Origin of the sequence: Streptosporangium sp. NPDC002544 (genome assembly GCF_040295965.1) — a bacterium.
In the GTDB taxonomy this organism is placed as follows: Bacteria; Actinomycetota; Actinomycetes; order Streptosporangiales; family Streptosporangiaceae; genus Streptosporangium.
In genome coordinates this window covers 60,526-82,864 of record NZ_JBEOWJ010000016.1, presented here as the reverse complement: position 1 = coordinate 82,864, position 22,339 = coordinate 60,526, and the positions used below count along the sequence as shown (strand labels likewise).

General features: G+C 69.7%; 22 protein-coding genes. 9 read left to right on the top strand and 13 right to left on the bottom strand.

Translation table 11 applies throughout. The features are described from left to right. The first annotated feature begins 31 nt into the window (after nucleotides 1–31). Entirely contained in the window at nucleotides 32–463 is a 432-nt protein-coding gene (locus ABT061_RS24310; RefSeq protein ID WP_350921779.1) for a hypothetical protein, read from the top strand. Here the strand turns inward: ABT061_RS24310 and ABT061_RS24305 are convergent. The 4 genes from ABT061_RS24305 to ABT061_RS24290 all read right to left on the bottom strand — a co-directional run bounded on the left by ABT061_RS24305 (nucleotide 440) and on the right by ABT061_RS24290 (nucleotide 4,129). Then, nucleotides 440–1,027, bottom strand: coding sequence for an LOG family protein (locus tag ABT061_RS24305; RefSeq protein ID WP_350921776.1), 588 nt, complete (start codon nucleotides 1,025–1,027; stop codon nucleotides 440–442). The genes ABT061_RS24310 and ABT061_RS24305 overlap by 24 nt on opposite strands. A gap of 9 nt (nucleotides 1,028–1,036) precedes the next feature. Continuing rightward, nucleotides 1,037–1,831, bottom strand: coding sequence for an LOG family protein (locus ABT061_RS24300; protein WP_350921774.1), 795 nt, complete (start codon nucleotides 1,829–1,831; stop codon nucleotides 1,037–1,039). 258 nt (nucleotides 1,832–2,089) lie between these two features. Beyond that, nucleotides 2,090–3,151, bottom strand: coding sequence for a succinyl-diaminopimelate desuccinylase (gene dapE / locus ABT061_RS24295; RefSeq protein ID WP_350921772.1), 1,062 nt, complete (start codon nucleotides 3,149–3,151; stop codon nucleotides 2,090–2,092). Nucleotides 3,152–3,268: 117 nt separating this feature from the next. Then, nucleotides 3,269–4,129, bottom strand: a complete 861-nt coding sequence (locus ABT061_RS24290) for a 2,3,4,5-tetrahydropyridine-2,6-dicarboxylate N-succinyltransferase (RefSeq protein ID WP_350921770.1) — start codon at nucleotides 4,127–4,129, stop codon at nucleotides 3,269–3,271. Between the two features lie 69 nt (nucleotides 4,130–4,198). Here ABT061_RS24290 and ABT061_RS24285 point away from each other — a divergent pair, with 69 nt between their 5' ends. Beyond that, on the top strand, nucleotides 4,199–5,020 hold the full coding sequence (locus ABT061_RS24285) for a hypothetical protein (protein WP_350921768.1): 822 nt from the start codon (nucleotides 4,199–4,201) through the stop codon (nucleotides 5,018–5,020). Between the two features lie 202 nt (nucleotides 5,021–5,222). On the opposite strand, the gene ABT061_RS24280 is transcribed toward ABT061_RS24285, so the two are convergent. The 3 genes from ABT061_RS24280 to fdxA form a co-directional block, all read right to left on the bottom strand. Next, nucleotides 5,223–5,891, bottom strand: coding sequence for a DUF4178 domain-containing protein (locus ABT061_RS24280; RefSeq protein WP_350921766.1), 669 nt, complete (start codon nucleotides 5,889–5,891; stop codon nucleotides 5,223–5,225). Nucleotides 5,892–5,902: 11 nt separating this feature from the next. After that, nucleotides 5,903–6,982: a succinyldiaminopimelate transaminase gene (gene dapC, locus ABT061_RS24275; RefSeq protein WP_350921763.1), complete on the bottom strand. Its 1,080-nt coding sequence runs from the start codon at nucleotides 6,980–6,982 to the stop codon at nucleotides 5,903–5,905. Between the two features lie 278 nt (nucleotides 6,983–7,260). Then, on the bottom strand, nucleotides 7,261–7,587 hold the full coding sequence (gene fdxA / locus ABT061_RS24270) for a ferredoxin (RefSeq protein WP_030910647.1): 327 nt from the start codon (nucleotides 7,585–7,587) through the stop codon (nucleotides 7,261–7,263). Nucleotides 7,588–7,747: 160 nt separating this feature from the next. Here fdxA and ABT061_RS24265 point away from each other — a divergent pair, with 160 nt between their 5' ends. From ABT061_RS24265 to cysS, 7 genes are all read left to right on the top strand, one after another. Continuing rightward, a complete protein-coding gene (locus ABT061_RS24265) occupies nucleotides 7,748–7,933 on the top strand; it encodes a putative acetyltransferase (RefSeq protein WP_342666812.1) in 186 nt (61 codons plus the stop codon). A 112-nt stretch (nucleotides 7,934–8,045) separates the two neighbouring features. Beyond that, nucleotides 8,046–9,107, top strand: coding sequence for an ABC transporter substrate-binding protein (locus tag ABT061_RS24260; RefSeq protein ID WP_350921761.1), 1,062 nt, complete (start codon nucleotides 8,046–8,048; stop codon nucleotides 9,105–9,107). A gap of 126 nt (nucleotides 9,108–9,233) precedes the next feature. Then, nucleotides 9,234–9,989 (top strand): class I SAM-dependent methyltransferase, encoded by a 756-nt coding sequence (locus ABT061_RS24255; protein ID WP_350921759.1) that lies wholly within the window; start codon nucleotides 9,234–9,236, stop codon nucleotides 9,987–9,989. A gap of 111 nt (nucleotides 9,990–10,100) precedes the next feature. After that, nucleotides 10,101–12,365 carry a PT domain-containing protein gene (locus ABT061_RS24250; RefSeq protein ID WP_350921757.1) on the top strand — a complete coding sequence of 755 codons (2,265 nt, stop codon included), beginning with the start codon at nucleotides 10,101–10,103 and terminating at the stop codon, nucleotides 12,363–12,365. Nucleotides 12,366–12,368: 3 nt separating this feature from the next. After that, nucleotides 12,369–14,426, top strand: a complete 2,058-nt coding sequence (locus tag ABT061_RS24245) for a UvrD-helicase domain-containing protein (RefSeq protein ID WP_350921755.1) — start codon at nucleotides 12,369–12,371, stop codon at nucleotides 14,424–14,426. Between the two features lie 49 nt (nucleotides 14,427–14,475). Then, complete coding sequence (locus ABT061_RS24240) at nucleotides 14,476–16,323, top strand: sigma factor-like helix-turn-helix DNA-binding protein (RefSeq protein WP_350921752.1); 1,848 nt, start codon at nucleotides 14,476–14,478, stop codon at nucleotides 16,321–16,323. A gap of 103 nt (nucleotides 16,324–16,426) precedes the next feature. Beyond that, a complete protein-coding gene (gene cysS, locus ABT061_RS24235; protein ID WP_350921750.1) occupies nucleotides 16,427–17,815 on the top strand; it encodes a cysteine--tRNA ligase in 1,389 nt (462 codons plus the stop codon). 94 nt (nucleotides 17,816–17,909) lie between these two features. Here cysS and tgmC read toward each other — a convergent pair whose 3' ends face one another. The 6 genes from tgmC to ABT061_RS24205 all read right to left on the bottom strand — a co-directional run bounded on the left by tgmC (nucleotide 17,910) and on the right by ABT061_RS24205 (nucleotide 22,264). Next, entirely contained in the window at nucleotides 17,910–19,040 is a 1,131-nt protein-coding gene (gene tgmC / locus ABT061_RS24230; protein WP_350921748.1) for an ATP-grasp peptide maturase system methyltransferase, read from the bottom strand. Next, complete coding sequence (tgmB, locus tag ABT061_RS24225) at nucleotides 19,037–20,002, bottom strand: ATP-grasp ribosomal peptide maturase (RefSeq protein ID WP_350921746.1); 966 nt, start codon at nucleotides 20,000–20,002, stop codon at nucleotides 19,037–19,039. Before tgmB ends, tgmC begins: the two co-directional genes overlap by 4 nt. Before the next feature lie 3 nt (nucleotides 20,003–20,005). Further along, nucleotides 20,006–20,449, bottom strand: coding sequence for a putative ATP-grasp-modified RiPP (gene tgmA / locus ABT061_RS24220; protein WP_350921744.1), 444 nt, complete (start codon nucleotides 20,447–20,449; stop codon nucleotides 20,006–20,008). Next, nucleotides 20,446–20,838, bottom strand: coding sequence for a hypothetical protein (locus ABT061_RS24215; protein WP_350921742.1), 393 nt, complete (start codon nucleotides 20,836–20,838; stop codon nucleotides 20,446–20,448). Before ABT061_RS24215 ends, tgmA begins: the two co-directional genes overlap by 4 nt. 61 nt (nucleotides 20,839–20,899) lie before the next feature. Continuing rightward, the gene (locus ABT061_RS24210; protein ID WP_350921740.1) at nucleotides 20,900–21,748 is read right to left on the bottom strand and encodes a helix-turn-helix domain-containing protein; all 849 of its coding nucleotides are present in this window, start codon (nucleotides 21,746–21,748) and stop codon (nucleotides 20,900–20,902) included. Nucleotides 21,749–21,763: 15 nt separating this feature from the next. After that, a complete protein-coding gene (locus ABT061_RS24205; RefSeq protein WP_350921738.1) occupies nucleotides 21,764–22,264 on the bottom strand; it encodes a DUF6879 family protein in 501 nt (166 codons plus the stop codon). Nucleotides 22,265–22,339 lie beyond the last annotated feature (75 nt).

Below are 22,339 nucleotides of genomic sequence, written 5' to 3'. Positions count from 1 at the left end.
TGCCACAACTCCGCTGACCTAGGATCGGGTCGTGACTCCTCCGTTCCCTGAAGAGAGCAGCCTCCCGCCCGCCTCCGCCGAGGTGGGCGACGGCCGGGCTCCGGCCTCTCCGAGCGGGCGGACCGGGGCGGTCCCACCGGTCCCGCCGACGGCCCCCCTCGTGCTCGGCCCCGGCGATCCGGGCGAACCCGGCTGGGTCGAGGCCCACTCGATCGGGGAGGTCGAGGAGCTCGTCCGCGCCGGGCGCACCGTGGTCGTCACCCCCGCCGGGCTGGCCGCCGCCACCGCCGGAGACGAGCGGGACGCCGAGGCCGCGGAGCTCACCGCGGCCTCGATCTGTGCCTGGGCGGGTGCCCGCGTGTTCCGTACGGATCGCCGGGAACAGGTGCGACTCGCGGTCGAGATGACCGACTCCCTCGCCGGGCGGCGTCCACCCGCGCTAACCCGCCGTGGCCTCGCCTAGTTCCTCGGCGCTCGGTTCCAGGTGCCTGGTCGACTTCTCCAGCAGCCGGAACGCCTCGTCGACCGTGGCGGTCCAGGAGATGGCGTCGAAGACGTTCGGCCGGGTGAAGCCCGCCTCCTGCATGCCCTCGACCAGGTCCCGCAGCGGCCGGTAGATGCCCCACGGGTCGAGGACCACCAGGGGCTTGTCGTGCAGGCCCAGCGTGCGGGACGTCCAGATCTCGAACAGCTCCTCCAGCGTTCCGATGCCGCCCGGCAGCACCAGGAAAGCGTCGGAGCGGGCGTCCATGACCCCCTTGCGCTCGCGCATGTCGCCAGTGATCACCAGCTCGTCGGCACGCTCGTCCGCGAGCTCGATGTCCACCAGTGACTGGGGGATCACGCCCACGGTACGGGCGCCGCCCGCGCGGGCCGCTCGGGCGATCACGCCCATGCAGGAGACCTTGGCCCCTCCACTCACCAGGTCGTGCCCGCGCCTGGCGAGTTCCGCACCGACCTCCTCGGCCAGCTCCTGGTACTTCTTGTCGATTCTCTGACTAGACGCGAGGAATACACATATGAACACGCCCCGACCTTATTCGGCATCGCCGGCCAGGGTCATGGGCTTCTCCGCTCGCCCCCTGACCCGCCCGCCCCTGGTGCGGTCGGCCTCCACGATGATCCGGACCGCCTCCTCCACGTCGTCGGTGACATGGATGAGATCCGCGTCCCGGGCGGAGATCTTGCCGGTCCGCACGAGGGTGTTCCTGATCCAGCCGATCAGGTCGCCCCAGAACTCGGTGCCCATCAGCACCACGGGGAAGGAGGTGACCTTCCCCGTCTGGACCAGGGTGAGCGCCTCGAACAGCTCGTCCAGGGTGCCGAACCCGCCGGGCAGCGTGATGAAGCCGCAGGAGTACTTCACGAACATGGTCTTGCGCACGAAGAAGTAGCGGAACTCGATGCCGAGGTCGACGTACTCGTTCATGCTCTGCTCGAAGGGCAGCTCGATGCCCAGGCCGACCGAGACACCGCCGGACTCCGCCGCCCCCTTGTTGGCGGCCTCCATGCAGCCGGGGCCACCACCGGTGATCACGGCGTAGCCCGCCTCGGAGAGGCTCTTGCCCAGCTTGATCCCCATCTCGTACTCGGGGGTGCCCGCGGGGGTACGCGCGGATCCGAACACGGTCACCGCCTGGGGCAGTTCGGCGAGCTGGCCGAAGCCCTCCACGAACTCGGCCTGGATCCGCATCACCCGCCAGGGGTCCATGTGCAGCCAGTCGGCCGGCCCTCTCCGGTCAAGAAGCCGCTGGTCGTAGGTGGAGTCGGAGACAAGGTCACCGCGGACCACCGCGGCTCCCTGGCGGCGTTCAGGACGTGTTTTCTTCATGCGGGACACCGTAGTGCCGTCCCAGAAAAATCTTGAAAAATCTCTATGAAAACATGGAACCGAATTTTGACGAGGGCGCGTCTAACTGCCGAGGGTGCTGCTCGGGACTGAAAGTGGCTTTCCCCGCCAAATGGCCGGCGAGGAAAGCCACTTTCATTTGTGCCCGGCACCGCCCCGGCCCCTCGCGGGGTAACCGCCCACGTCAGGGCGGAGCGGATCCGCCCTGAGCGGCACACCTGGCCGGATGACTCCGGCCTTTCACGACAGCCAGCCGAGCATTCCACGCTCGCAGTCGGCGATCTTCTTCAGTGAGACGAACTCCCCCTGCTGGTGCGCCATATTCGGGTCTCCGGGGCCGTAGTTGACGGCGGGCACGCCGAGACCGGCGAAGAGCGAGACGTCGGTCCAGCCGAGCTTGGCCCTCGGCGTGCCGCCCACCGCGTCGACGAAGGCCGCCGCCACCGGATGGGTCAGGCCGGGCCGCGCGGCGGCCGCGCCGTCGGTGAAGCGGACCTCGTACCCCTCGAACACCTCGCTCACGTGGGCCCGCGCCTCCTCCAGCGACAGGTCGGGGGCGAAGCGGTAGTTCACCGTCACCACGCACTCGTCCGGGATCACGTTGCCCGCGACGCCACCGCCGATGCCCACCGCGTTCAGGCCCTCGTGGTACTCCAGCCCGTCGACGACGGGCAGCCTCGCCTGGTAGGCGTTCAGGATCGCGAGCACCGGCTGGGCGGCGTGGATCGCGTTGACCCCGAACCAGGACCTGGCGCTGTGCGCCCGCTTGCCCCGGGTGACGATTTGGGCCCTGAGCGTGCCCTGGCAGCCGCCCTCGATCGTGCCGTCGGTGGGTTCCATGAGCACCGCGAAGTCCCCCGCGAGCCAGTCGGGGTGCCTGCGGCTGAGCCTGAGCAGGCCGTTGCGCTCGGCCTCGATCTCCTCGCAGTCGTAGAAGACGTAGGTCACGTCCCTGCTGGGCTCCGGGAGGGTCGCCGCCAGCTTCAGGGCGACCGCGACGCCGGCCTTCATGTCCGAGGTGCCGCAGCCGTAGAGCAGGTCGCCCTCGACCCGGCTGGGCAGGTTGCCTGCGACGGGGACGGTGTCCAGGTGTCCGGCGATCACCACCCGCTCACCGCGGCCCAGATGGGTACGGGCCACGATCGACTCGCCGTCGCGCTCGACCGTCAGGTGCGGGAGCAGCCGGAGGGCCTCCTCCACGGCGTCGGCCAGTGCCTTCTCGTCGCCGCTGACCGACTCGACGTCCACGATCCGGGCGGTGAGCTCCCCGACATCCTGTGTGAGATCCAGACGCGTACTCATGCCCGCGACCCTAGTGCCCGCGCGGGATCCGGACGAGCCCGCCCCCGCCGGCCGTGTCCGCGTGGCATCCGGTCGAGTTCGGCACGGGGGCCGGGCGACCCCTGCCGGGCGGACCGCCTACCCGTGTCCGTGCAGCATCCGGTCGAGTTCGGCCCCGCCGGGCCTGCGGCCCTCCTCCAGGCGCTCAAGCACCAGCACGCAGCGCAGCCCGAAGGTACCGCCGGGAAACTCGCGCCGCCGGGTTCCCCCTGCCACCACACACCAGTCCGGGACGCGGCCACGGCCGAGTTCCTCTCCCGTCCGCACGTCGACGACAGGGGTCGAGCCCGACAGGATCGTCCCGGCGCCGACCACGGCGCCCCGGCCCACCCGGGCCCCCTCGGCGATCACCGCACGGCGGCCGATCAGCGCGCCGTCCTCGACGACCGCGGGTGCGGCCCTCGGCGGTTCCCCCGCGGCGTCGGAGCCCTCCTCACCGTCCTGACCGCCCGCCGCTCCGACGCCGACCCCGCCGGCCAGGTGGACGTTCTTGCCGATCTGGGCGCACGAACCGATCGAGACCCAGGTGTCCACGGTGCTGCCCTCGTCCAGGTGGGCGCCGATGTCGACGAACGAGGGCATCAGCACCACGCCTCGCGCCAGGTAGGCGCCCCAGCGGGCGATCGCCCCCGGCACGACGCGTACCCCGTCGACGGAGGTCTTCAGCGGAAGGCGATCATGGTGATGGAAATCACCCACCTGGGACCTGGCCATGCCGAGCACCCGGAAGGCGAGCATGACGGCCCGCCGGGCGCGCTCGTCCACGACCACCTCGCCGGTGGGGGAAACCTCCGCCACCCGGGCCTTCCCGCCGTCGAGCATGTCCACCGCGCTCACCACGACGGCGCGGGCCTCGGCGTCGGCGGGGCTCAGCTCGGCCCGGCGTCGCCACAGCTCGTCGACGGCCGCGGGCAGCGGGCTGGCATCGCGCTGGGTCATGGCCCGGAGCCTAGTGTTCACCGCGTTATCACAGGCTGAGCAATCGCGGGGACCGGTAGGTTCTTGACCGTGCGAGGGCGCTTCTCAAAAGGGGTTATCGCGATCATCGCGATCGTGGTCGTGCTCGTGGTGGCCATCACCGCGGGTCTGTTCACCCTGCTCAAGCGGGCGAAACCGTTCGTCGACCTCGGCGAGGGGTGCAGGATCACGACTCCGGAGGGCTCGCTGGACCTGGACATCGCGCAGGCCCAGGTGGCGGCGGCCATCGCGGCCGTGGCGGCCCGTAAAAAGCTGCCCGAGCGGGCCGCCGTGATCGCCTACGCCACCGCCATCCAGGAGTCGAAGCTGGAGAACCTGAGGGGCGGCGACCGCGACTCGGTCGGTGTGTTCCAGCAGCGGCCCTCCCAGGGGTGGGGAAAACCCAGCCAGCTCATCGATCCCGTCTACGCCTCGGAGAAGTTCTTCGCCGCGCTGGTGAAGGTGAAGGGATACCGGAAGCTGCCGCTGCACGAGGCGGCCCAGGCGGTGCAGCGCTCGGCCGACGGGTCGGCGTACGCCCAGCACGAGGAGGACGGGAAGATCCTCGCCGCGGCGTTCACCGGACGCGTCCCCAAGGCCGTGCACTGCTGGTTCCCCGTTCCCTCGGGCAAGAGCCCGCGCCCCGACACGGGGGCGGCGAAGAGCGAGCTCACCAGGGCGCTCGGGGCCGCGTTCGAGGCCCCGTCGCGCAGGCGCGGCTGGCTGGTGGCCGGCTGGTCGATCGCCCACGCCAAGGAGTTCGGGCTGACCAGAATCCGCTACGACGGCCAGTCGTGGGTCTCCGCGAACGGCCACGACGGCTGGAAGGCCGACCCCAAGGTGCCCGCGGGGAAGGTCGAGATCTCCCAGTGATCCGCTGACGTCTCCGGATCACTTTCGGGGTTCGCGGCGGTGGCGGGTGCCGGGTCAGGGCCGGCGCTAGGTGGCGAGCTCGAAGACGGTGATCAGTTCGCGGGCGGCCAGGTCGAGGTCAAACCCGTCCCCGCGGGCCACCGGTCCCCGATCGCAGGCCCCGGCGCCCCTTACCCAGGGGGAGCCCCCTGCACCGCGGGGCTCAGCCCTTCTTCTCGATCCTGATCGTGCCCGGGGCCAGGGGCTGGGCGTGTGAGGCTCTCCAGCGCTGGCCCTGCAGGCGTTCGAAGCTGAGCAGGCGGCCGTCCGCCGCCCGGTAGTCGGCGAAGTCGAGCAGGCCCCGCTCGGGCATCGAGGTGACGCCCTCGCCGCGGAAGGCCGCGGTGCCACGGTCGATGGGGAGGAAGTCGACCCCCTCAACGCTCAGGGTGGTCTTGGCGGGGACCATGCCCTCGGTGGGCACCTGCGTCCACAGCAGCACCTCCAGGTGCGGCGGTTCGCCGGTCGCCAGGCCGTCGTGCATCTGGATCGAGAGCCACTGGTAGCGGCGGGTGCCGTCGTCGAGAAGGTACTCGGTCCACTGGGTGCCCTGCCACGACAGGTACAGGGCGCCGAGAACACGACTGCGCACCCCCCGGCATTCGATCGTGTCACCGACCTTGATCGTACGGGGGTCGGGATAGTCGATGCCGACATGGCCCATGGCCGGTTGGGGCGGCTGCGCGGCCCCAACCGAGGAGGGGGGGGTCTCGCCGGGAGGGTCGGGATCGTCGGCCCCCCTGCCCTGACGCGTCGTCGCGAAGAACGCGCCGAGCAACAGGACAAGGGTGACCACACTCAAACCGAGTATCACGGCGACCTCGGGGGTCATGCCGCGCGATCCTACTGGAGCCGGCGCACCGCCGCACTGATGCGTTCGTCACCGGCCGTCACGGCGACCCTGACGTGCCCCTCACCCGCGGTCCCGTAGAAGTCGCCGGGGGCGACCAGGATCCCCCTGTCGGCCAGCGCGCGGGCCTGCTCCCAGCAACCCGTCCCGTTGGACGCCCACAGGTACAGACCCGCCGTGGAGTGCTCGATCTTCCAACCGGCCGCCTCCAGGGCGGGACGGAGCGCCGCGCGGCGGGCGGCGTAGCGGGCCCGCTGCTCCTCGGCGTGCTCGTCGTCGTCCAGCGCGACGGCCATCGCCGCCTGGACCGGCGCGGGCATCATCATGCCGGCGTGCTTGCGTATCTCCAGCAGCCGCTTGATCAGCGCGGGGTCGCCGGCGACGAACCCGGCGCGGTAGCCGGCCAGGTTGGAGCGCTTGGACAGCGAGTGCACCGCCAGCAGGCCCTCGTGCGAGCCGCCGCAGACGTCCGGGTGCAGGATCGAGACCGGCTGCTCCTCCCAGCCCAGCTCGATGTAGCACTCGTCGGAGGCCACGACCGCGCCGTGCTCGCGCGCCCACGAGACGACCTTGCGCAGGTGCTCGGCGGGCAGGACCTTACCCGTCGGGTTGGACGGGGAGTTGACCCAGACCAGCGGCACCCGCTCCGGCCCGAGCGCGAGCAGCCCGTCGGCGGCGTACGGCTCGGCGCCCGCGAGGCGGGCCCCCACGTCGTAGGTGGGATAGGCCAGCTCGGGGAAGATCACTCGTTGCCCCGCCCCGACACCGAGCAGTGTCGGCAGCCAGGCCACCAACTCCTTGGAACCGATCAGCGGCAGCACGTTCGCCTGGTCGAGGATCACTCCGTGCCTGCGCCGCAGCCATCCGGCCGCGGCCGAGCGGAGGCGCTCGGAACCATGGGTCAGCGGGTATCCGGGGCTGTCCGAGGCGTCCGCGAGCGCCTGGCGCACGATGGCGGGCACCGGATCGACGGGGGTGCCCACCGAAAGGTCGACGATCCCGTCGGGGTGCGACGCCGCCAGTTCCTTCAGCGGCGTGAGCCGGTCCCACGGAAAGTCCGGCAGGCCGATCATCGGAGCCTCGCGGGCATGTTAGGAGTGGCGCTCACTTGATTCAGCCGTCGCCTTTCGCTCTGTCGGATCTGCCGGTGACACGCACCGGAGGAGCGATTTCTCACCCCTCCGGCATCGAATCCCGGGCACCGTCCTTTGGATCTTTCGCCCACCGCGGCCGGTCAGGCGGCACCCCGCCGCGTTGTCGCCGGTCGCCGCGGCACGCCGCGGCGACCTCCTTCGCTCCGCGAGGCGGCAGCCGACCGATCCTCGCCGCGGCAAGATCCGCCCGACAGGACCTAGTGGCTCTCGGCCTGCGGAGGCAGAGCCTCGACGACCGGGTGGTCCTTCTCGATCTTGCCGACCTTGGAGGCGCCGCCGGGCGATCCCAGGTCCTCGAAGAAGTCCACGTTCGCCTTGTAGAATTCCTTCCACTGCTCGGGAAGGTCGTCCTCGTAGAAGATGGCCTCCACCGGACAGACGGGTTCGCACGCGCCACAGTCGACGCATTCGTCGGGGTGGATGTAGAGCATCCGTCCCCCCTCGTAGATGCAATCGACAGGGCACTCCTCGATGCATGCCTTGTCCAGGACGTCCACGCAAGGCTGCGCGATGACGTAGGTCACCTCGGGCTCCTTCTTCTTTACGCACCTAGGCACGACTTCGACCGCGGGTTGCTTAGCCCTAGTATTGCCGGGCCTGCCACGTGTCTGAAACGGGAGGGGGCAAAAGTCGATGGCCCTTGGTTTCGGTGCTTGCCTAAATATCACCATAACCCCCTCTGACGTGGGCAAAAGAGTCACCACGCGGAGACGGGTTCCCGAGGGGTTCCGGGACGCGGTGGGCGAGTTGGAGTTCTGGCGGGACGGCGTGCTCGGCGTACGCAAACGGGACGGCACGCTGGTCGAGATCGGCGAGGAGACGCTCGCCGCGGCGAAGGTAGTCCAGGAGCCGCGACCCCCGCGCGCCTGAGGCGCCCGCCGGCACGTTCGGGTAAGCCGCTCGCCAAGACACGTATAAGCCGTCCGGTAGGAAGGGCCGCGCCTGCTCGACCGGACGAATGACAGCGGAGAGTATTTTCTCCGTGACCGTACGTACCAGCGCCGCAGCCGCCGTGATCCTCACGGCCACGATCGCCGGATGTGGCGCCCCGGCTCCTCAGAACATTCAACTCCCGCCGGTCAACACCCGGGCCGCCTCCATGAAGGAGGGCTTCTCGACGATGGAACGCCTCGTCGAGGCGGCCAAGAAGGAGGGGACCCTCACGGTGATCGCGCTACCGCGCGACTGGGTGAACTACGGCGAGATCATCGACACCTTCGCCGAGGAGTACGGAATCAAGGTCGACCAGCTGGAGCCCGACGCGAACAGCGCCAGGGAGATCGCGGCCATCCCCGCACTCAAACCCGACGTGTTCGACCTGAGCATGGACGTCGCCGTGTCCAAGTCCGACCTCTTCGCCCCGTACCGGGTCCAGGGCTGGCAGGACATCCCCGACCATCTCAAGGATCACCGGGGCACCTGGTACGCCGGGTACGGCGGGTACATGTCCATCGGCTACGACCCGAGCAAGGTCGCGGCCCCCGCCTCCTTCTCCGACCTGCTGAAGCCCGGTCACAGCGTCTCGCTGCCCGGCGACCCCCGGGAGGTCTCTGCGGCCTTCAACGGGGTGATGGCCGTCTCGCTCAGGGGCGGCGAGGCGAGGGCGGAGCGGGGCGTTGAGTTCTTCCACCGCCTCAAGGGCGCGGGCAACCTCGCGGCGACCCCCAAGGCGGCCTCGGTCGTCGTCGACTGGGACTACCACAACGCCGAGCGGGCGGCCGCCGGCAAGGACTGGAAGGTCGCGATTCCCGGCGACGCCGTGCTCGGCTCGTACTACGTCCAGGCCATCAACAAGCAGGCCCCGCACCCTGCCGCCGCCCGGCTCTGGCAGGAGTTCCTGTTCTCCGACAGGGGCCAGAACCTCTTCCTGAAGGGCTATGCCCGCCCGATCAGGATGGAGGCCCTCCAGATGCGCGGCACCCTGGACGACGAACTCGCGGCCAAGCTCCCCGCCACCAGCGGGAGGCCCGTGATCCTCACCGTCTCGGAGATCGACAGGGCCAGGGCCTACCTCCAGCGCGAGTGGGCCAGAAAGGTGAGATGAGGGTGGGGCTGATGAGACTGATATGTCGTGACTTCCCAGAGGCTCTAAAGTGTCTGGAGAGTACCGATAAGAGACCCTGGCGTCTCAGAATGTGAGCTGATCGTCTTGCGATACGACGCGCCTAGCTTGACGAGGTGGAACGCTCGCGCCTACGACAGCAGCTTCGGGTACGTTTCAGCACATGGCGCCCCCCTGGTCGAACTACTCGACCCGCAGCCGGGCGAGCGCATCGTGGATCTCGGCTGCGGCACGGGGACGCTGACCGCCGAGATCACCTCCCGGGGCGCGCACGTCCTGGGGATCGACGGATCGCAGGCGATGATCGAAAAAGCCCTGGCGCAGTACCCGGGGCTGGACTTCATAGTCGGCGACGGCCGCGACTTCACGGTGGCCCAGCCCTACGACGCGGTCTTCTCCAACGCGGCCCTGCACTGGATGGGCCAGGAGCCGGACGCGGTGATCACCAGTGTCCGCGAGGCCCTCGCACCCGGCGGACGGTTCGTGGCCGAGATGGGCGGCGCGGGCAACTGCGCCGCGCTGACGGCGGCGCTGTCCACCGCCTGGCGGGAGTACGGGCTCCGTGAGCCCGGCCTGCCGTGGTACTTCCCCACCCCCGCCGAGTACGCCACAAGGCTGGAGAAGGGCGGCTTCACGGTCCGCCTGCTGGAATACTTCGATCGGCCGACCCCGCTCGACGAGTGCCCCAACGGGGCGGCCGACTGGGTGCGGATGTTCGCCGGTTCGCTGCTCCAGGAAGTGCCGATGGAGATGGTCGACTCGCTGCTCCACCGGGTGAACGAGCTGGCCGCCCCCGCCCTGCGGCGGGAGACCGGCTGGATGGCCGACTACGTGCGACTGCGGTTCGCGGCTGTACGCCGCTGAACCGACCCAATGCGCCGTGGCGATTTGCCAGACTATGGTCTGTTCCATGAGTCTCGTTCCCCGGCCACATGGAGTGTCTCGGGCGGCTTAAGGGGCTGGTGAAGGGAACGGATGAACTTCTGTCTGAGTGACCTCGTGCCGCCGCTACGCTGGAGCGACGCGGCCACGATCCCACTTCTGCGCGACCAGCCTGACCTGCCGGACGCCTGGTGGCGGAGCCTGCCGATGGCCCGCGTGCTCGCCGTGCTGCCTCCTGAGCGGCTGGCGGAGATCCTCACCGCGCTCGCCCTGAACCACTGGCCTGCCGCTACCGTGGGCGACGTGCTGCCCGCACTGCACGTCCTGGACCCGGACGAGGCCGACGAGCCCTGTACGGCCATAGCCCTCGACCGCGCGGGATCCTGGCCGGGTCTCCTCGCGCTGACCGGCCACGACCTGCGCGACCAGCCGTTCATCCAGCCGGTCCCGCTACTGCACGCCCTCTTCACGGCGGTCTTCGCACACCTGGCGACCCCGCTCCCGGCGGCCTCGGTCCAGGCGGCCCCGGCGGCTTCGGCTCCGGTGGCCTCGGTCCAGGCGCCCGCCGCGCGGAGCGAGTCGGTCCCGGGCGGGTCCGATGCCATACCGAATGAGTCTGGAGCCGTCCCCGGGCCGGAGACCGCGCCGGAGACCGGGCCGGAGACCGCGCCGGAGACCGGGCCGGGTGTCGTGGCGGAGTCCCCCGCAGAACCCGCTGCCGAACCCGCTTCAGGGCCCACCTCAGGGCCCACCTCAGGGCCCACCTCAGGGCCCACTGCCGAGAGCACGGCCGAGAGCGTGGAGAGCGCCGGGGACGCCGTGCCGGAAGCCCTGCCGGTGCCCGAGGCACGTCGTGCGGCTGAGGCTGAGGCTGAGCCCGCCGCCGTCCCTGGATCGCTCTTCCAGCCGGCCCCGGCGAGGAACGATCCGCCCGTGACCGACGCGGAGGCTCAGGCCGCCGCGCCCGGCGCCGCGTTCGAAGAAGCCCGGGAGTCCCCCGCCGAGAGCGTGCCCGAGGCCGAGGCGGCTGCCGCCGCTCCGGTTGAGACGGTCGCCGAAACCGGCGACGACCCCATCGATGACCCCATCGACGACCCCATCGACGACTCCGTACCCGCCGCCCCGGAGGCGGCGGGCGCTCCCGAGCCGGAGGAGGCCGCGCGGAGCCGTCGGGCCGGGCAGCCTGTGGAGAACCTGCACGCGCTGGTGGACGGTGTCTTCGCCAACGCGGAGGACAAGCGCTGGGCGGTGGCGCAGAACAGGCTGTTCAGCGACACCCCGGCGAGCGCGGAGGCGCTGGCCAAGCTCTTCGCGGTGCGACCGGAGGTCATCTTCGGCATCGAGGTCGACCTGCGCCGGGAGCTCGGGGAGTGGATCGCCTCCGACGAGGCCGCCCCGTACCGGGAGCACCTGGAGGAGATGAGAAGGGTGCTCGGCAGGGCGGCGCCCAAGGAGCGGCTGATCAACGCCGCCGACTGGCACACCCTGGAGCTGCACTCTCTCGACATCCCGGCCTGGCAGTTCGTGCTGGCCACGCTCCCCGGTTACCACCTGGTCGACGAGTGGCTGGTGGAGGGCGACATCGCCGAGCTCCGCCATCGCACCCGCGACATGCTCAGCGACGCCCAGCCGCCGCTGACCATCAACAAGGCCCTCGACATGGTCTCCTCGCTGGGCATCCACCCCGAGGTGTCCAAGGAGTGGCTGGAGAACGTTCCGCAGCTCCGCATCCTCGGCGCGGGCGAACGGCCTCCCCAGCGCCCGAACGGCACCCCGGCCCTGATCGCGGAGAAGCCGCCCGGCGCGCCGCGGGAGAACGGGGAACCGGCGAAGGCCCCCTTCCGCCCGCTGAAGGACGTCTCGCTGACCAGGCGCTGCTTCCGCCAGCCCGACGGCCGCTGGTGGCTCCGGATCGACGTCACCTCCGACCACCTGCGAGGCGCCGAGTGCTCGCTGCCCAGCGGGTTCGCCGCCTACCTCGGGATGTCACCCGGTGAGGGCCGCACGGTCAGCAGCGCGGTCGGCGATCTGGTCCTCAGCTGGCACGACAGGCCCGTGCTCGAGTCGCTCAGCACGCTCCTGGAGGACGTGGGGGCCAAGGAGGGCAGCCACCTGTTCCTCACCCTCTCCGACGAGGGAGTCCTGCGGGCCAGGCACCTACCGTCCGCCGGGGGCGAGGGGGAGGCGACGGCCCAGGCGCTGAGACTCGTCGGCTACACCGCCTCGGGCGGCACCCCGGAACAGGCCGGGCGGGTCATCGCCACCCGGGTCGGCATGACGGGCCCCGTGGGCATACCCGACCTTCTCACCCGGCTACGAGAACGCGGGGACCGCGATCTCCTGTCACTGTTGGCCTAGCTCATGCCCCGCCTCGCCATCTCCCCGGACTTCCCCGTCGAACTCGGCGCCCTGGCCCAGCCGGTGCGCCGGGACGTCGTGGTCTCGGCGCGCAGGTTCCTGCAGAACGTGGCGGGTGCTCCGCACCCCGAGCGGGTCAGGGGGGCCAGAGACCCCCGGGTCGCCACCCTGAGGCTGGCCGACCGGTACCGGGGCGTCGTGGTCAAGCAGCGGGACGTCTACTGGCTGCTGACCGTGCTGCCGGACGCGGAGGCGTGGGCGTACGCCCAGCGCTACCGGTTCGGCGTCAACACCGCGCTGGGCGTGGTCGAGATGTGGGACGCCGAGGCGCTGGACCAGGTACGGCCCGCGGTGCGCAGGGCGGCCGAGGCGTCCACGACGCGGCTGTTCTCCGAGATCTGCGACAGCGACCTGGCCGAACTGGGGGTGGACGGCCGGTTCCTGCCGCTGGTCAGGCAGATCACCGACCAGCTCACCCTGGAGGCGCTCGAACCGCTGCTGCCCCCCACGCAGTACGAGCCGCTGGCGGCGCTCGCCAGGGGCGAGTCGATGGCCGGGGCCTGGCGGGAACTGGAGAACTGCCGCGCCGTCGCCGCGGGACCCGAGCCGATCAACCCCGAGGACTTCGGCGCCGCGCTCCTGCGCAGCCCGGACCGGGCCGTCTTCACAGACCACCCGCGCGAGCTGAACCGCGTGCTCGACGCGCCCGGCTGGTGCGTGTTCCTGCGGCCGCCGCAGCACCGGCTGGCGTACTGGGAGTCCTACCAGCAGCCGACGCTGATCACCGGTGGCGCGGGCACCGGAAAGACGCTCGTCGCTCTGCACAGGGCGGCCCACCTGGCCAGGCGCGCGAGCGGCCAGATCCTGCTCGTCACCTTCTCCCAGGGGCTGAGCTCCGAACTCGCGACCAGGCTCGACCTGCTGATCGAGGACGAGACGATCCGCAAGCGGATCGAGGTCGGCAACGTGGACCGGCTGGCCCACCGCATCGTCGCGGAGGCCGAGGGCCGTCCGCCCTCGCTGGTCGGCGCCGCCGAGCTGACGGCGCTCTGGGAGGAGACGGCGACCGGCCACAGCCCGGCGTTCCTGCTGCGCGAGTGGGAGCAGGTGGTGCTGGCGCAGAACCTCCGGACCCTGGAGGAGTACCTGGACACCCCCCGCTCGGGCCGCGGCGTCGAGTTGTCGGCCGAGGAGCGCGGCGCCGTCTGGGACGCGATCGGGCACGTCACCGGACGGCTGCGAGAGCGCGGCAAGCGGACCCTGCTGCAGCTGGCCTCCGAGGCGTCGGTGCTGCTCGGCCAGACCACGGGAGACCTGCTGGAGGAGACGGAGCCCATGCGGGAGCCGTACCGGCACATCGTGGTGGACGAGGCGCAGGACCTGCACCCCGCGCAGTGGCGGCTGCTGCGGGCGGCGGTGCCGCACGCCCGCGACGACCTGTTCATCGTGGGCGACCCGCACCAGCGCATCTTCGACACGAGGGTGACGCTCAGCGCCGTCGGGATCGACGCGATCCAGCAGCGTCTGCAGGTGTCGTACCGGCTCCCACAGGAGATCCTGTCCTGGGGAGTCCGGTTACGCGGGGGCGGTCCCGCCGACGGGCTCGTCAACGGTGTGCAGGAGCTCTACGGCTTCCGGAGCACCCGGCACGGGCTCAGGCCGATGGTCCGAGCCTACGATTCACCGCAGGATGAGCTGACGGGGCTGGTGGCACAGGTGGGAGAGTGGGTGGATGAGGGCGTGATGCCCGAGGAGATAGCGGTGGCCGCCAGGACCGCCGGCCTCGTGCGTGACGCGCGGACCGCTCTGCGCGAGCTGGGGGTACGAGTGACGACGCTGCACGGCATGAAAGGACTCGAGTTCCGGCGGGTCGCGGTGATCGGCGTGGGCGAGGGAATCGTGCCCGACCCCGACTCGCTGACCCCCGTCGGCGAGGATCCGGCGGCCAGGGCCCACGATCTTCAGCGGGAGCGCGGCCTGCTCTATGTCGCCTGCACCCGGGCACGAGAACTTCTTTACGTATCCCATTCCGGACGGGCAAGTCCCTTCCTTCCCAACTGACCACATAGTCTGAATTGCGGATGTAATCCCCTTTGCCGGTTGGACCTCAATGAACCTCAGCCTGAGCGACATCGCGCCACCTTTGCGCTGGACCTCTCCCGGCCAGGTAGCGCCGATCGCAACCGATCCACGCCTCCCAGAGGCGTGGTGGCAGGCGCTTCCGCTCGACAGGGCCTGCTCCACCATCGGGACGTCCGAGGTCGCCGGACGCCTGACCGACCTCGCCCTGGCGTGCTGGGGTCACCTGATGCTCGGTGACGTCCTCCCGCTGCTCAGGTTCGCCGACCCCGCCTCGAGCGTACGCACGCCCGAAGGGCTCGGCCGCGAGACGGTGCACAAGCTGTTCACCGGGGTGCTGGAGCGGCTGCTCGAACCGGTCACCGAGGAGAGCGTCGCCCAGACCCGCCCCGCAAGGCCCGACCGGCCGCTGCCCGAGCTGATCGACGAGGTCTTCGCCACGCTGGACGAGCGGCAGCGGGCCATCGCCAGGGACCGGCTCTACGCCTCCCAGCGGGCCACCCTCGACGACCTGGCCCAGCGCTTCTCCGTCACCAGGGAGCGCATCCGGCAGATCGAGCGTGACCTGCGCGACCATGTCGAGGCCTGGCTCGCCACGGATGACGCGGCCCCGCTGACCGGCCACGTGTCCTGGCTGCGGGGCCGGCTGGGCTCCGCCGTGCCCGCCGACGACCTGGCCGCGGCGGTGCCCTGGCACCGCACCGACCTGGCCACGCTGGGCATCCCCTCCTGGCGGTTCGTGAGGACGCTGCTGAGCGGCTACGAGCAGGTGGACGGCTGGCTGGTCGCGGGCGGTGCGGACGAGCTCAGGGAGAAGACCAGGCAGCTGTTCACGGACGGGCCGCGCCCGCTGGACGAGGCCGTCACGCTGGTCAGCCAGCTCGGCATCCGCGAGGACGTGGCCGAGCGCTGGCTCATCGCGGTGCCCCAGCTGCGGGTGCTGGAGAACCACGTGGTGCCCTGGCCGCGCAGCGTCAACGACAAGGCCGAGGCCGTGCTCGCGGTGGCGGGCAACCCGCTGACGCCCGAGGAGATCCAGGAACGCATCGGCGAGGACTACAGCCTCGTCGGCATCCGCAACCAGCTCACCGCCGACGACCGGTTCCTGCGGGTCGACCGGAACAAGTACGGGCTGTCGCGCTGGGGCGGCGAGCAGTATCTGGGCATCCGGGAAATGATCGTCAGGGAGATCGAACGCGCCAACGGCGAGGCGTCCGTCAACACGATCGTCACCAACCTCACCGGGCGCTACGACGTGAGCGAGAGTTCGGTCCGCGCGTACGCCGGCGGCCCCGGCTTCGAGCGCACGCAGCGCGGGTGGATCCGGGTGGCCGGAGCCGAGCAGGCCGACTACCAGCCGCGCCGCGACGTCTCGGAGACCCGGCGTTGCTTCCGCAGCCGCGACGGGCGCTGGTGGCACCGGGTGGACGTCAACGCCGAGCACCTGCGCGGCTCCGGCTCCCCGCTGCCGACCGGCTTCGCCGCGCACCTGGGCATGGCCCCCGGCGGCCAGCTGACCGCCTCCACCCCCTCGGGCGACGTGGTGATCAGCTGGCACAACCAGCCGACCATGGGCTCCATCCGCCCCGTCCTGATCGCCACCAACGCCTCCGAGGGTGACCACGTCTTCCTGACCGTCTCCGACGGCGGCGAGTTGCTGACCCGCTACCTGCCCGCCGCCTCACCGGCGCTGCCCGCCCTGAACCGGGCGCTGCACCTGATCGGCTACACGGCGCCGGTGGCCTCGGAGGCCGAGGGCATCCGGCTGATCGGCGCCCGCATCGGCCTCTCGGACGGCTGCACCCGCGAGGAGGTGATCGCCCGCCTGCGCGACCGGGGAGACCGCGAGATCCTCGCCTTCCTGGAAGGCAGTGTCTGATTGCGCTCGCTCCGCTCGCGCGGGCTCGGCCGAGTCGGCTCCCATCGCGTGTGTGTGGAGCCCGTCCGGTGTGGCGTCGGGGTTGATTGCGTAGGCTCGGCCTATGTTGCGCCTGTATGACACGCGGAATCGCCAGGTCGAGCGGATCGTTCCCGAGGGGAGCCGCTCGCTGCGGATGTACACCTGCGGACCGACCGTCTACAGGTCGGCCCACGTGGGCAATCTCCGGTCATACCTGCTGTCCGACCTGATCAGGCGGGTCAGCGAGCGGCAGCGGGTCCGGGTGGTGGTCTGCCGCAACATCACGGACGTCGGTCACCTGGTCGACGACGCCGAGATCGACCCCTCCGGCGAGGACAAGGTGCTCGCCCAGGCGAGGGCCGAGGGGCGCAGCGCCCTGGAGATCTCGCGGTTCTACGAGGACGCCTTCCTCGCCGACACGGCCGCGCTGAACATCCGGCCGCCCGAGCACTCGCCCCGGGCCAGCGAGACGATCGACCTGATGATCGAGATGATCGCCAAACTGATCGAGAAGGGGCACGCGTACGCGGTGCCCGACGGGTCGGTCTTCTTCGACGCGGCCTCCTTCCCGACGTACGGTGAGCTCTCCGGCAACCGGCTCGACCGGCTGAGGCCGGGCCACCGGGTCGAGGGCGTCGATCCGCGCAAGCGCTTCCACGCCGACTGGGCGCTGTGGAAGCCCTCGGACCGGGAGCTGACCTGGGAGACACCGTGGGGCCGGGGCTTCCCCGGCTGGCACATCGAGTGCTCGGCCATGTCGCTGCGCTTCCTCGGCGAGCGCATCGACGTGCACACCGGCGGGATCGACCTGCGTTTCCCGCACCACGAGGACGAGCGCGCCCAGTCCGACGCCACCGCCGGACACGAGGTGGTGCGGCACTGGGTCCACGGCGAGCACCTGCTCTTCGACGGGCGCAAGATGTCGAAGTCCACCGGCAACGTGGTGCTGCTCAAGGACGTGGCGGACGCGGGCCTGGACCCGCTGGCCGTGCGGCTGGCGCTGCTTGAGCACCGCCACCGCCAGCAGATGAACCTCACCTGGGACACCCTGCGGGCCGCCGACAGGACCCTGCGGCGCTGGCGGAGCCAGGTGGCCGAGTGGTCGGAGTCGCCGAGCAGCCCGATGCCCGCCGATCGGGTCTCCCGGATCGAGGCGGCCTTCGACGACGACCTCGACACCCCGCTGGCGCTCCGGCTGCTGCGCGAGCTGGAGCGCGACGGCTCGGTCGCCCCCGGCTCCCGCTTCGAGGCGTTCCTGCACCTCGACCAGATCCTCGCCCTGGACCTCTCCCTGGACATCGGCCGGTCGGTCAGGCCGAGGAGCCTGCCCGGCGGCGCCGCGGAGCTGCTCGAACAGCGCTCACGGGCCCGTGACGCCCAGGACTGGGCCACCTCCGACCGCCTCCGCGACGAGCTGGCCGCCCTGGGAGTGAAGGTCGTCGACACCCCGGCCGGCCAGACCTGGTCCTGACGGTCAGGTGAAGATGTGCGTGATGGCGGGGTCGCGTACGGAATCGGGGATCAGGTGGCGGCGCAGGGTGGCGCGGAGCGCTTCTTCGTGTTTCCTAAGCGGGCAGGTCCCAGGACCGGCCATCCGGTTCGCCCAGCCAGACGTATTGGCGGTCCCTGGTGACGGTGAGTCCGAACGCCGACTGGTGCGGAGATCCGGCGTCCTGCCAGATCAGGATGGCGTCCTCAATCGCGTCCCACAGCCGCAGCGGGCCGTGCTGGTGAACCGTCCATCCGCCGTCGGGGTTCGGCCTGGTGTCGGCCCGTGATCCGGTGCCGACGTCTAAAAGGATTGTCGTGTCTCCGCTCGATGATCGCTGGGCGGCCGGCGCAGCGAGCTGGGCGACGAACAGCGGGGCTTCGCCATTGAGGATCGCCGGGTCGATCCTGGTCTCTCGGGCCTGGCCGATGCCCGTCATGATGGGTGGCCGCGGCGGCGGCAGGTGGGAGCGGGCACGCATGAAGTACAAGTCATCCTTCAGGAACCGTCCGCTCGCCGTACCGTCCTCGTCGAGGGTGAGGTGCGCGAACGCGATTCCGCCCATCCAGCCCCACGTTGGCGTGGTGATGGTCCCTCTGGTGCGGACCTGCCCCATCCATGCCGGGGGGATCGTCCGTACCGAGCAGGTGCCGATCAGCCGGTCGTAGGGGGCGTTGTCGTCGTAGCCGTGGAGGCCATCCCCGGTCACGAGCGTCGGCGCGTATTCGACCTCGGTGATGGCTTTCCTCGCACGCTCGGCCACGGCGGGGTCGTACTCGATCGAGGTCACCACGCTGTCACCGAGGCGCTGGCACATCAACGCAGTGGAGTAGCCGGTTCCGGTGCCGATCTCCAGCACCCTGTCACCCTCGCTGATCTGGGCGGCTTCCAACATCCGCACGACCAGGCTCGGGGTTGTGGACGACGAGCTGGGCGAGCCGGTCACCGCCCCTGTCGCCTCTTCGGCCAGAACCCCGTCCACCTGGGTCACCCACGTCTCATCGGTGTAGACCAGGGCCAGCCAGTCGTCCACGCCGACCTCAGCGCGACGTACGGGGGTCCACAGATCACCACGGGTCGCATCGGCCAGGTAGGCGGCATCACCTACGAACAGCTCGCGCGGTACCGCTTCCAGCGCTTTGCGCCAGTCGGGAGAACCTATGGTGTCCGCCAGCGCGCGGCGGAGCATCATGGCTGTGTCGTTCACGACCACCATCTCTCCAAGAGCAGATCGGCGAGGGCGTGTGCCATCGCGTCGGAGTCAGGCAGCCATCCCCACTGCCCGTTGGGGTTGCACTCGATGAAGATCCATTTCCCGCCGGCTTCGAGCGCGAAGTCGAACGCGCCGAACATCAGCCCGAAGTAGTCGAGGTAGGCGTGTAGAGCGTTCCTGATCGGCTCGGGCACCTCGATGGGGTCATGGGTCAACTGCTCCCAGTCTCCGCTGCGCCAGTCGAGCGCACCGTCAGGAGTGGTGATCCTACTGGCGAACACGCGCCGCCCAATCACTGTCACCCGCGCGTCGGCGACCTTGCGCACCTCCTGCTGGAATAGGTGGGCGGTCACAGACACCGAGTCATCCAGGTCTTCGGAGGTGACTCGCTGCGTCCATATCGCAACGCGACCCTCCGGAGAGGGTGGGACGCCTCGGAACGATTTGTAGATGATCGGGCCGTGCTCTGCGGCGAACTTCCGCGCCTGTTCGAGGTCGTTGGTGATCAGACTCAGCGGGATGCTCAGCCCGAGCCGGGCAGCCGTTCGGAGCTGCGCGACCTTGTAGTCGGCGCGGTTGATCGCCGCAGGATGGCTGACGTATGTCGCGCCGTGCAGGGTGCGCAGGATGCCGCCGAGCCCATGCTGGGCTTCGGCGGTGGCGAAGGTGCTCTGCTGGGCGGGCAGGTGGGCGAATCGGACCGAGTACGGGTTGGGGCGGCGGTAGTACACCGCCCCAACCTCCGCGAGCGCGATGTCGCGACTTGCCGTACGCAGCCGGCCAGCCCATTCCCCGCGGTCATCAATGGCGGCGCTGAACATCAGCCCGGCGCCGATATCGGCAGGATCGGCTCGGACGACCCGCGCCTGGCGCTCGTTCAGCACCTCGATCACCAGGTTGGCAGTGGCGTCCTCTACCGATGTGATGACCAGCACGGTCTCTGGTGATGGCCGCATCCGCTAGCTGTCGGTGTTGGAGTCGTCGGCCACGTTGGCGCTACCGCCAGAGCCGTCGCTCCCGCCGCCCTTCGACGTGGTCACGGTGACCTTGTTGCCCATGTCCACGATGACGCCGGCACGGTTGCGGAAGCTGGTGAGCTGGGTCACTGGGTCGAGCTGGATGGTGTCGTACAGCGGCGGGCACTCCGGAAGCGGCTCGGTCGTCCGGTTGAGTCCCCAGGGGGCAACTGTGGTCATGCTGTCCTGCTTTCTGTCGTTGTTGCTGGTGCGGCCCTGACAGGGGAGTCCCTGCCCGGGAGTCTTAGAGAGGGAGGGACCGGCTCCCGCGTAGGTCAACTGGTGCACTCCGTCCGCCCGCTCGAAGGTCAGCGGCAGATCCAGGGTTTCCTCGGCGTACGGCGTGATGTAGGGCTTGCGAAGCCGTGTGACCGCGGCGGCCGTCATGATCTGTCGCCTGGTTGAGCGGTGAGGATCAGGTCCGCGACCTGTCGAGGTTCTCGCACCGTCTCCAGGTCGGGGCCACCTCGCAGGGACACCAGGTAGCAGCCGGAGCGCGGCCCGATCGTCACCGTGGCGTCCACCCATCCGGCGTTGTTGTGAACGACCAACTCGGGCACGTGCCGCTTGGGCTTCTCCAGCGGGATCAGCCGACCGGCGTCGTCCGTCAGCTTCAGGCCGATGGTGTGAACGGCGTACGAGCGGACTCCCTGGACCTTCAGCAGCCGCTGCACGGCTGCCAACGCCTGGTCGTACTTTTCCGCCGTTGCGTCGGTGACCTCGTCGTTCTCATGCCCCTCGGCGCGGGACCCTGTTGCTGTCTGTCCAGTGGCCATGCATCAGACGGTAGAAGTGCGCGTTTCTATGGCTCAATGAGTGTGCGGAAACTTGCGGAGATTAGTTCAAGGCGGCGATGGCCGCTGTGATAAGGCTGCGCGCCTGTGCCCCATAAACGGCGATATCAGCTAGTTCAGTGAAGCCCTTCACGTATAAAGCCACCTCGCGAGGCTGGGTGACGGAAACAGTCGCCGTTAACAATTCCACTTGCACAAGGTCATCATCGAAGATGTTGAAACCTTCGAGAGTCCAAAGGGGACGTTCAACGGTGAAGGGGATCACTCCTAGGGCCACCGATGGGAGCGACACGATGGCCAGGAGGTGACCGAGCTGCCCGGCCATCGCTTCGGCGTCGCCGAGGCGGTAGCGCAGCACCGATTCTTCCAGGAGGAGGGCGAAACGGTGGTCGCCCTCGTGCAGGATGCGTGAGCGCGCGACTCGCGCGGCTACGGCCTCTTCTGTGTCGTCGGGGACGCCGTGGAACGACCCGAAGGCCGTGAGGAGCGCACGGGCGTATGCGGGGGTTTGCAGGAATCCGGGGATAACGTGGGAGCAGTACACGCGGAAATGTCGGGTGGCTTCGTAGAGAGGGACCTTCGACTCTTGGAGTTGGCGTAGGCCCGACTTTTGGAGTCTACGCCATTCGACGTACATCGAATCGACCACGCGTGATGCTGCGATGAGATCGGGCACCTGGTCTTCGGCGTCGCACGCTGCGCACCATGCGCGGATATCAGCATCTGACGGTTTCATTCGGACATGTTCGATTCGCGAAGATTTCGATTCGTGCCACCCAGCCGATCGCGCGATGGCACGGGCGGTCAGGCCTGCGTCCAGGCGGATGTCCCGTAAGCGTGCGGCTAGTGCCTTTTGGGCCTGTTGGGTGCTGGAATGCGGCGAGGTGGACACGTGCGGGAATCGTTGTCAGGCGGGCCGGTAGTCCGCGTGGTCGATCGCTCGTTCCCAGACGGCATCGAACGCCGACAGGCACAGCTTGATTACGGCGGGGGTGTCGGTCAGTTCCTCGCCCAGGTAATCCCCGATGCCTGAGAAGAAGCCGAATCGGACGAGGTGATCATCGAACACCCAGAAGTCATTGCCGGGCAAAGTCAGATCGGATGCTTGCCGACGGGGCAGCCACCGCACCGACTCACCGGCCGCGAGGTTCAGCGGGCCGGTGAGGTCATACTCATGCCGGACGAAGTCGGTCACGGGTTCCGAGATGATGCGCGCCCGCCGGATACTCACCCCTCGGGCGATTGTCGCGCCTGCGAGGTCCAGCCACTCCCGCCAGTAGGCGTCCACGTCGATCGTTCCGTCTGCTTTCCAGCGGAGGTAGGCGGGGTCATCGGGGGTGTACTCGTCGCGCATCTCCAGATGTACGGCGGAGTGTTGCGCGGTGGCGAGCATGTCAGCGAACGTCATGTGGGGCTTTGGGATCCAGGCCACCGCTTTGAGACGGAAGCCGAGAGAACACCTCCTCGGCTCGACGTAGTACGG

Bases quoted from the DNA above. Each gene is read 5' to 3' on its own strand.
- ABT061_RS24205 (WP_350921738.1), bottom strand. From the start codon at position 22,264: ATGACGTTCGCTGACATGCTCGCCACCGCGCAACACTCCGCCGTACAT.
- tgmA (WP_350921744.1), bottom strand. From the start codon at position 20,449: ATGACGGCCGCCGCGGTCACACGGCTTCGCAAGCCCTACATCACGCCG.
- ABT061_RS24215 (WP_350921742.1), bottom strand. From the start codon at position 20,838: ATGGCCACTGGACAGACAGCAACAGGGTCCCGCGCCGAGGGGCATGAG.
- ABT061_RS24245 (WP_350921755.1), top strand. From the start codon at position 12,369: ATGCCCCGCCTCGCCATCTCCCCGGACTTCCCCGTCGAACTCGGCGCC.
- ABT061_RS24240 (WP_350921752.1), top strand. From the start codon at position 14,476: ATGAACCTCAGCCTGAGCGACATCGCGCCACCTTTGCGCTGGACCTCT.
- ABT061_RS24290 (WP_350921770.1), bottom strand. From the start codon at position 4,129: ATGACCCAGCGCGATGCCAGCCCGCTGCCCGCGGCCGTCGACGAGCTG.
- dapC (WP_350921763.1), bottom strand. From the start codon at position 6,982: ATGATCGGCCTGCCGGACTTTCCGTGGGACCGGCTCACGCCGCTGAAG.
- ABT061_RS24280 (WP_350921766.1), bottom strand. From the start codon at position 5,891: ATGACCCCCGAGGTCGCCGTGATACTCGGTTTGAGTGTGGTCACCCTT.
- dapE (WP_350921772.1), bottom strand. From the start codon at position 3,151: ATGAGTACGCGTCTGGATCTCACACAGGATGTCGGGGAGCTCACCGCC.
- ABT061_RS24300 (WP_350921774.1), bottom strand. From the start codon at position 1,831: ATGAAGAAAACACGTCCTGAACGCCGCCAGGGAGCCGCGGTGGTCCGC.
- cysS (WP_350921750.1), top strand. From the start codon at position 16,427: ATGTTGCGCCTGTATGACACGCGGAATCGCCAGGTCGAGCGGATCGTT.
- ABT061_RS24250 (WP_350921757.1), top strand. From the start codon at position 10,101: ATGAACTTCTGTCTGAGTGACCTCGTGCCGCCGCTACGCTGGAGCGAC.
- tgmB (WP_350921746.1), bottom strand. From the start codon at position 20,002: ATGCGGCCATCACCAGAGACCGTGCTGGTCATCACATCGGTAGAGGAC.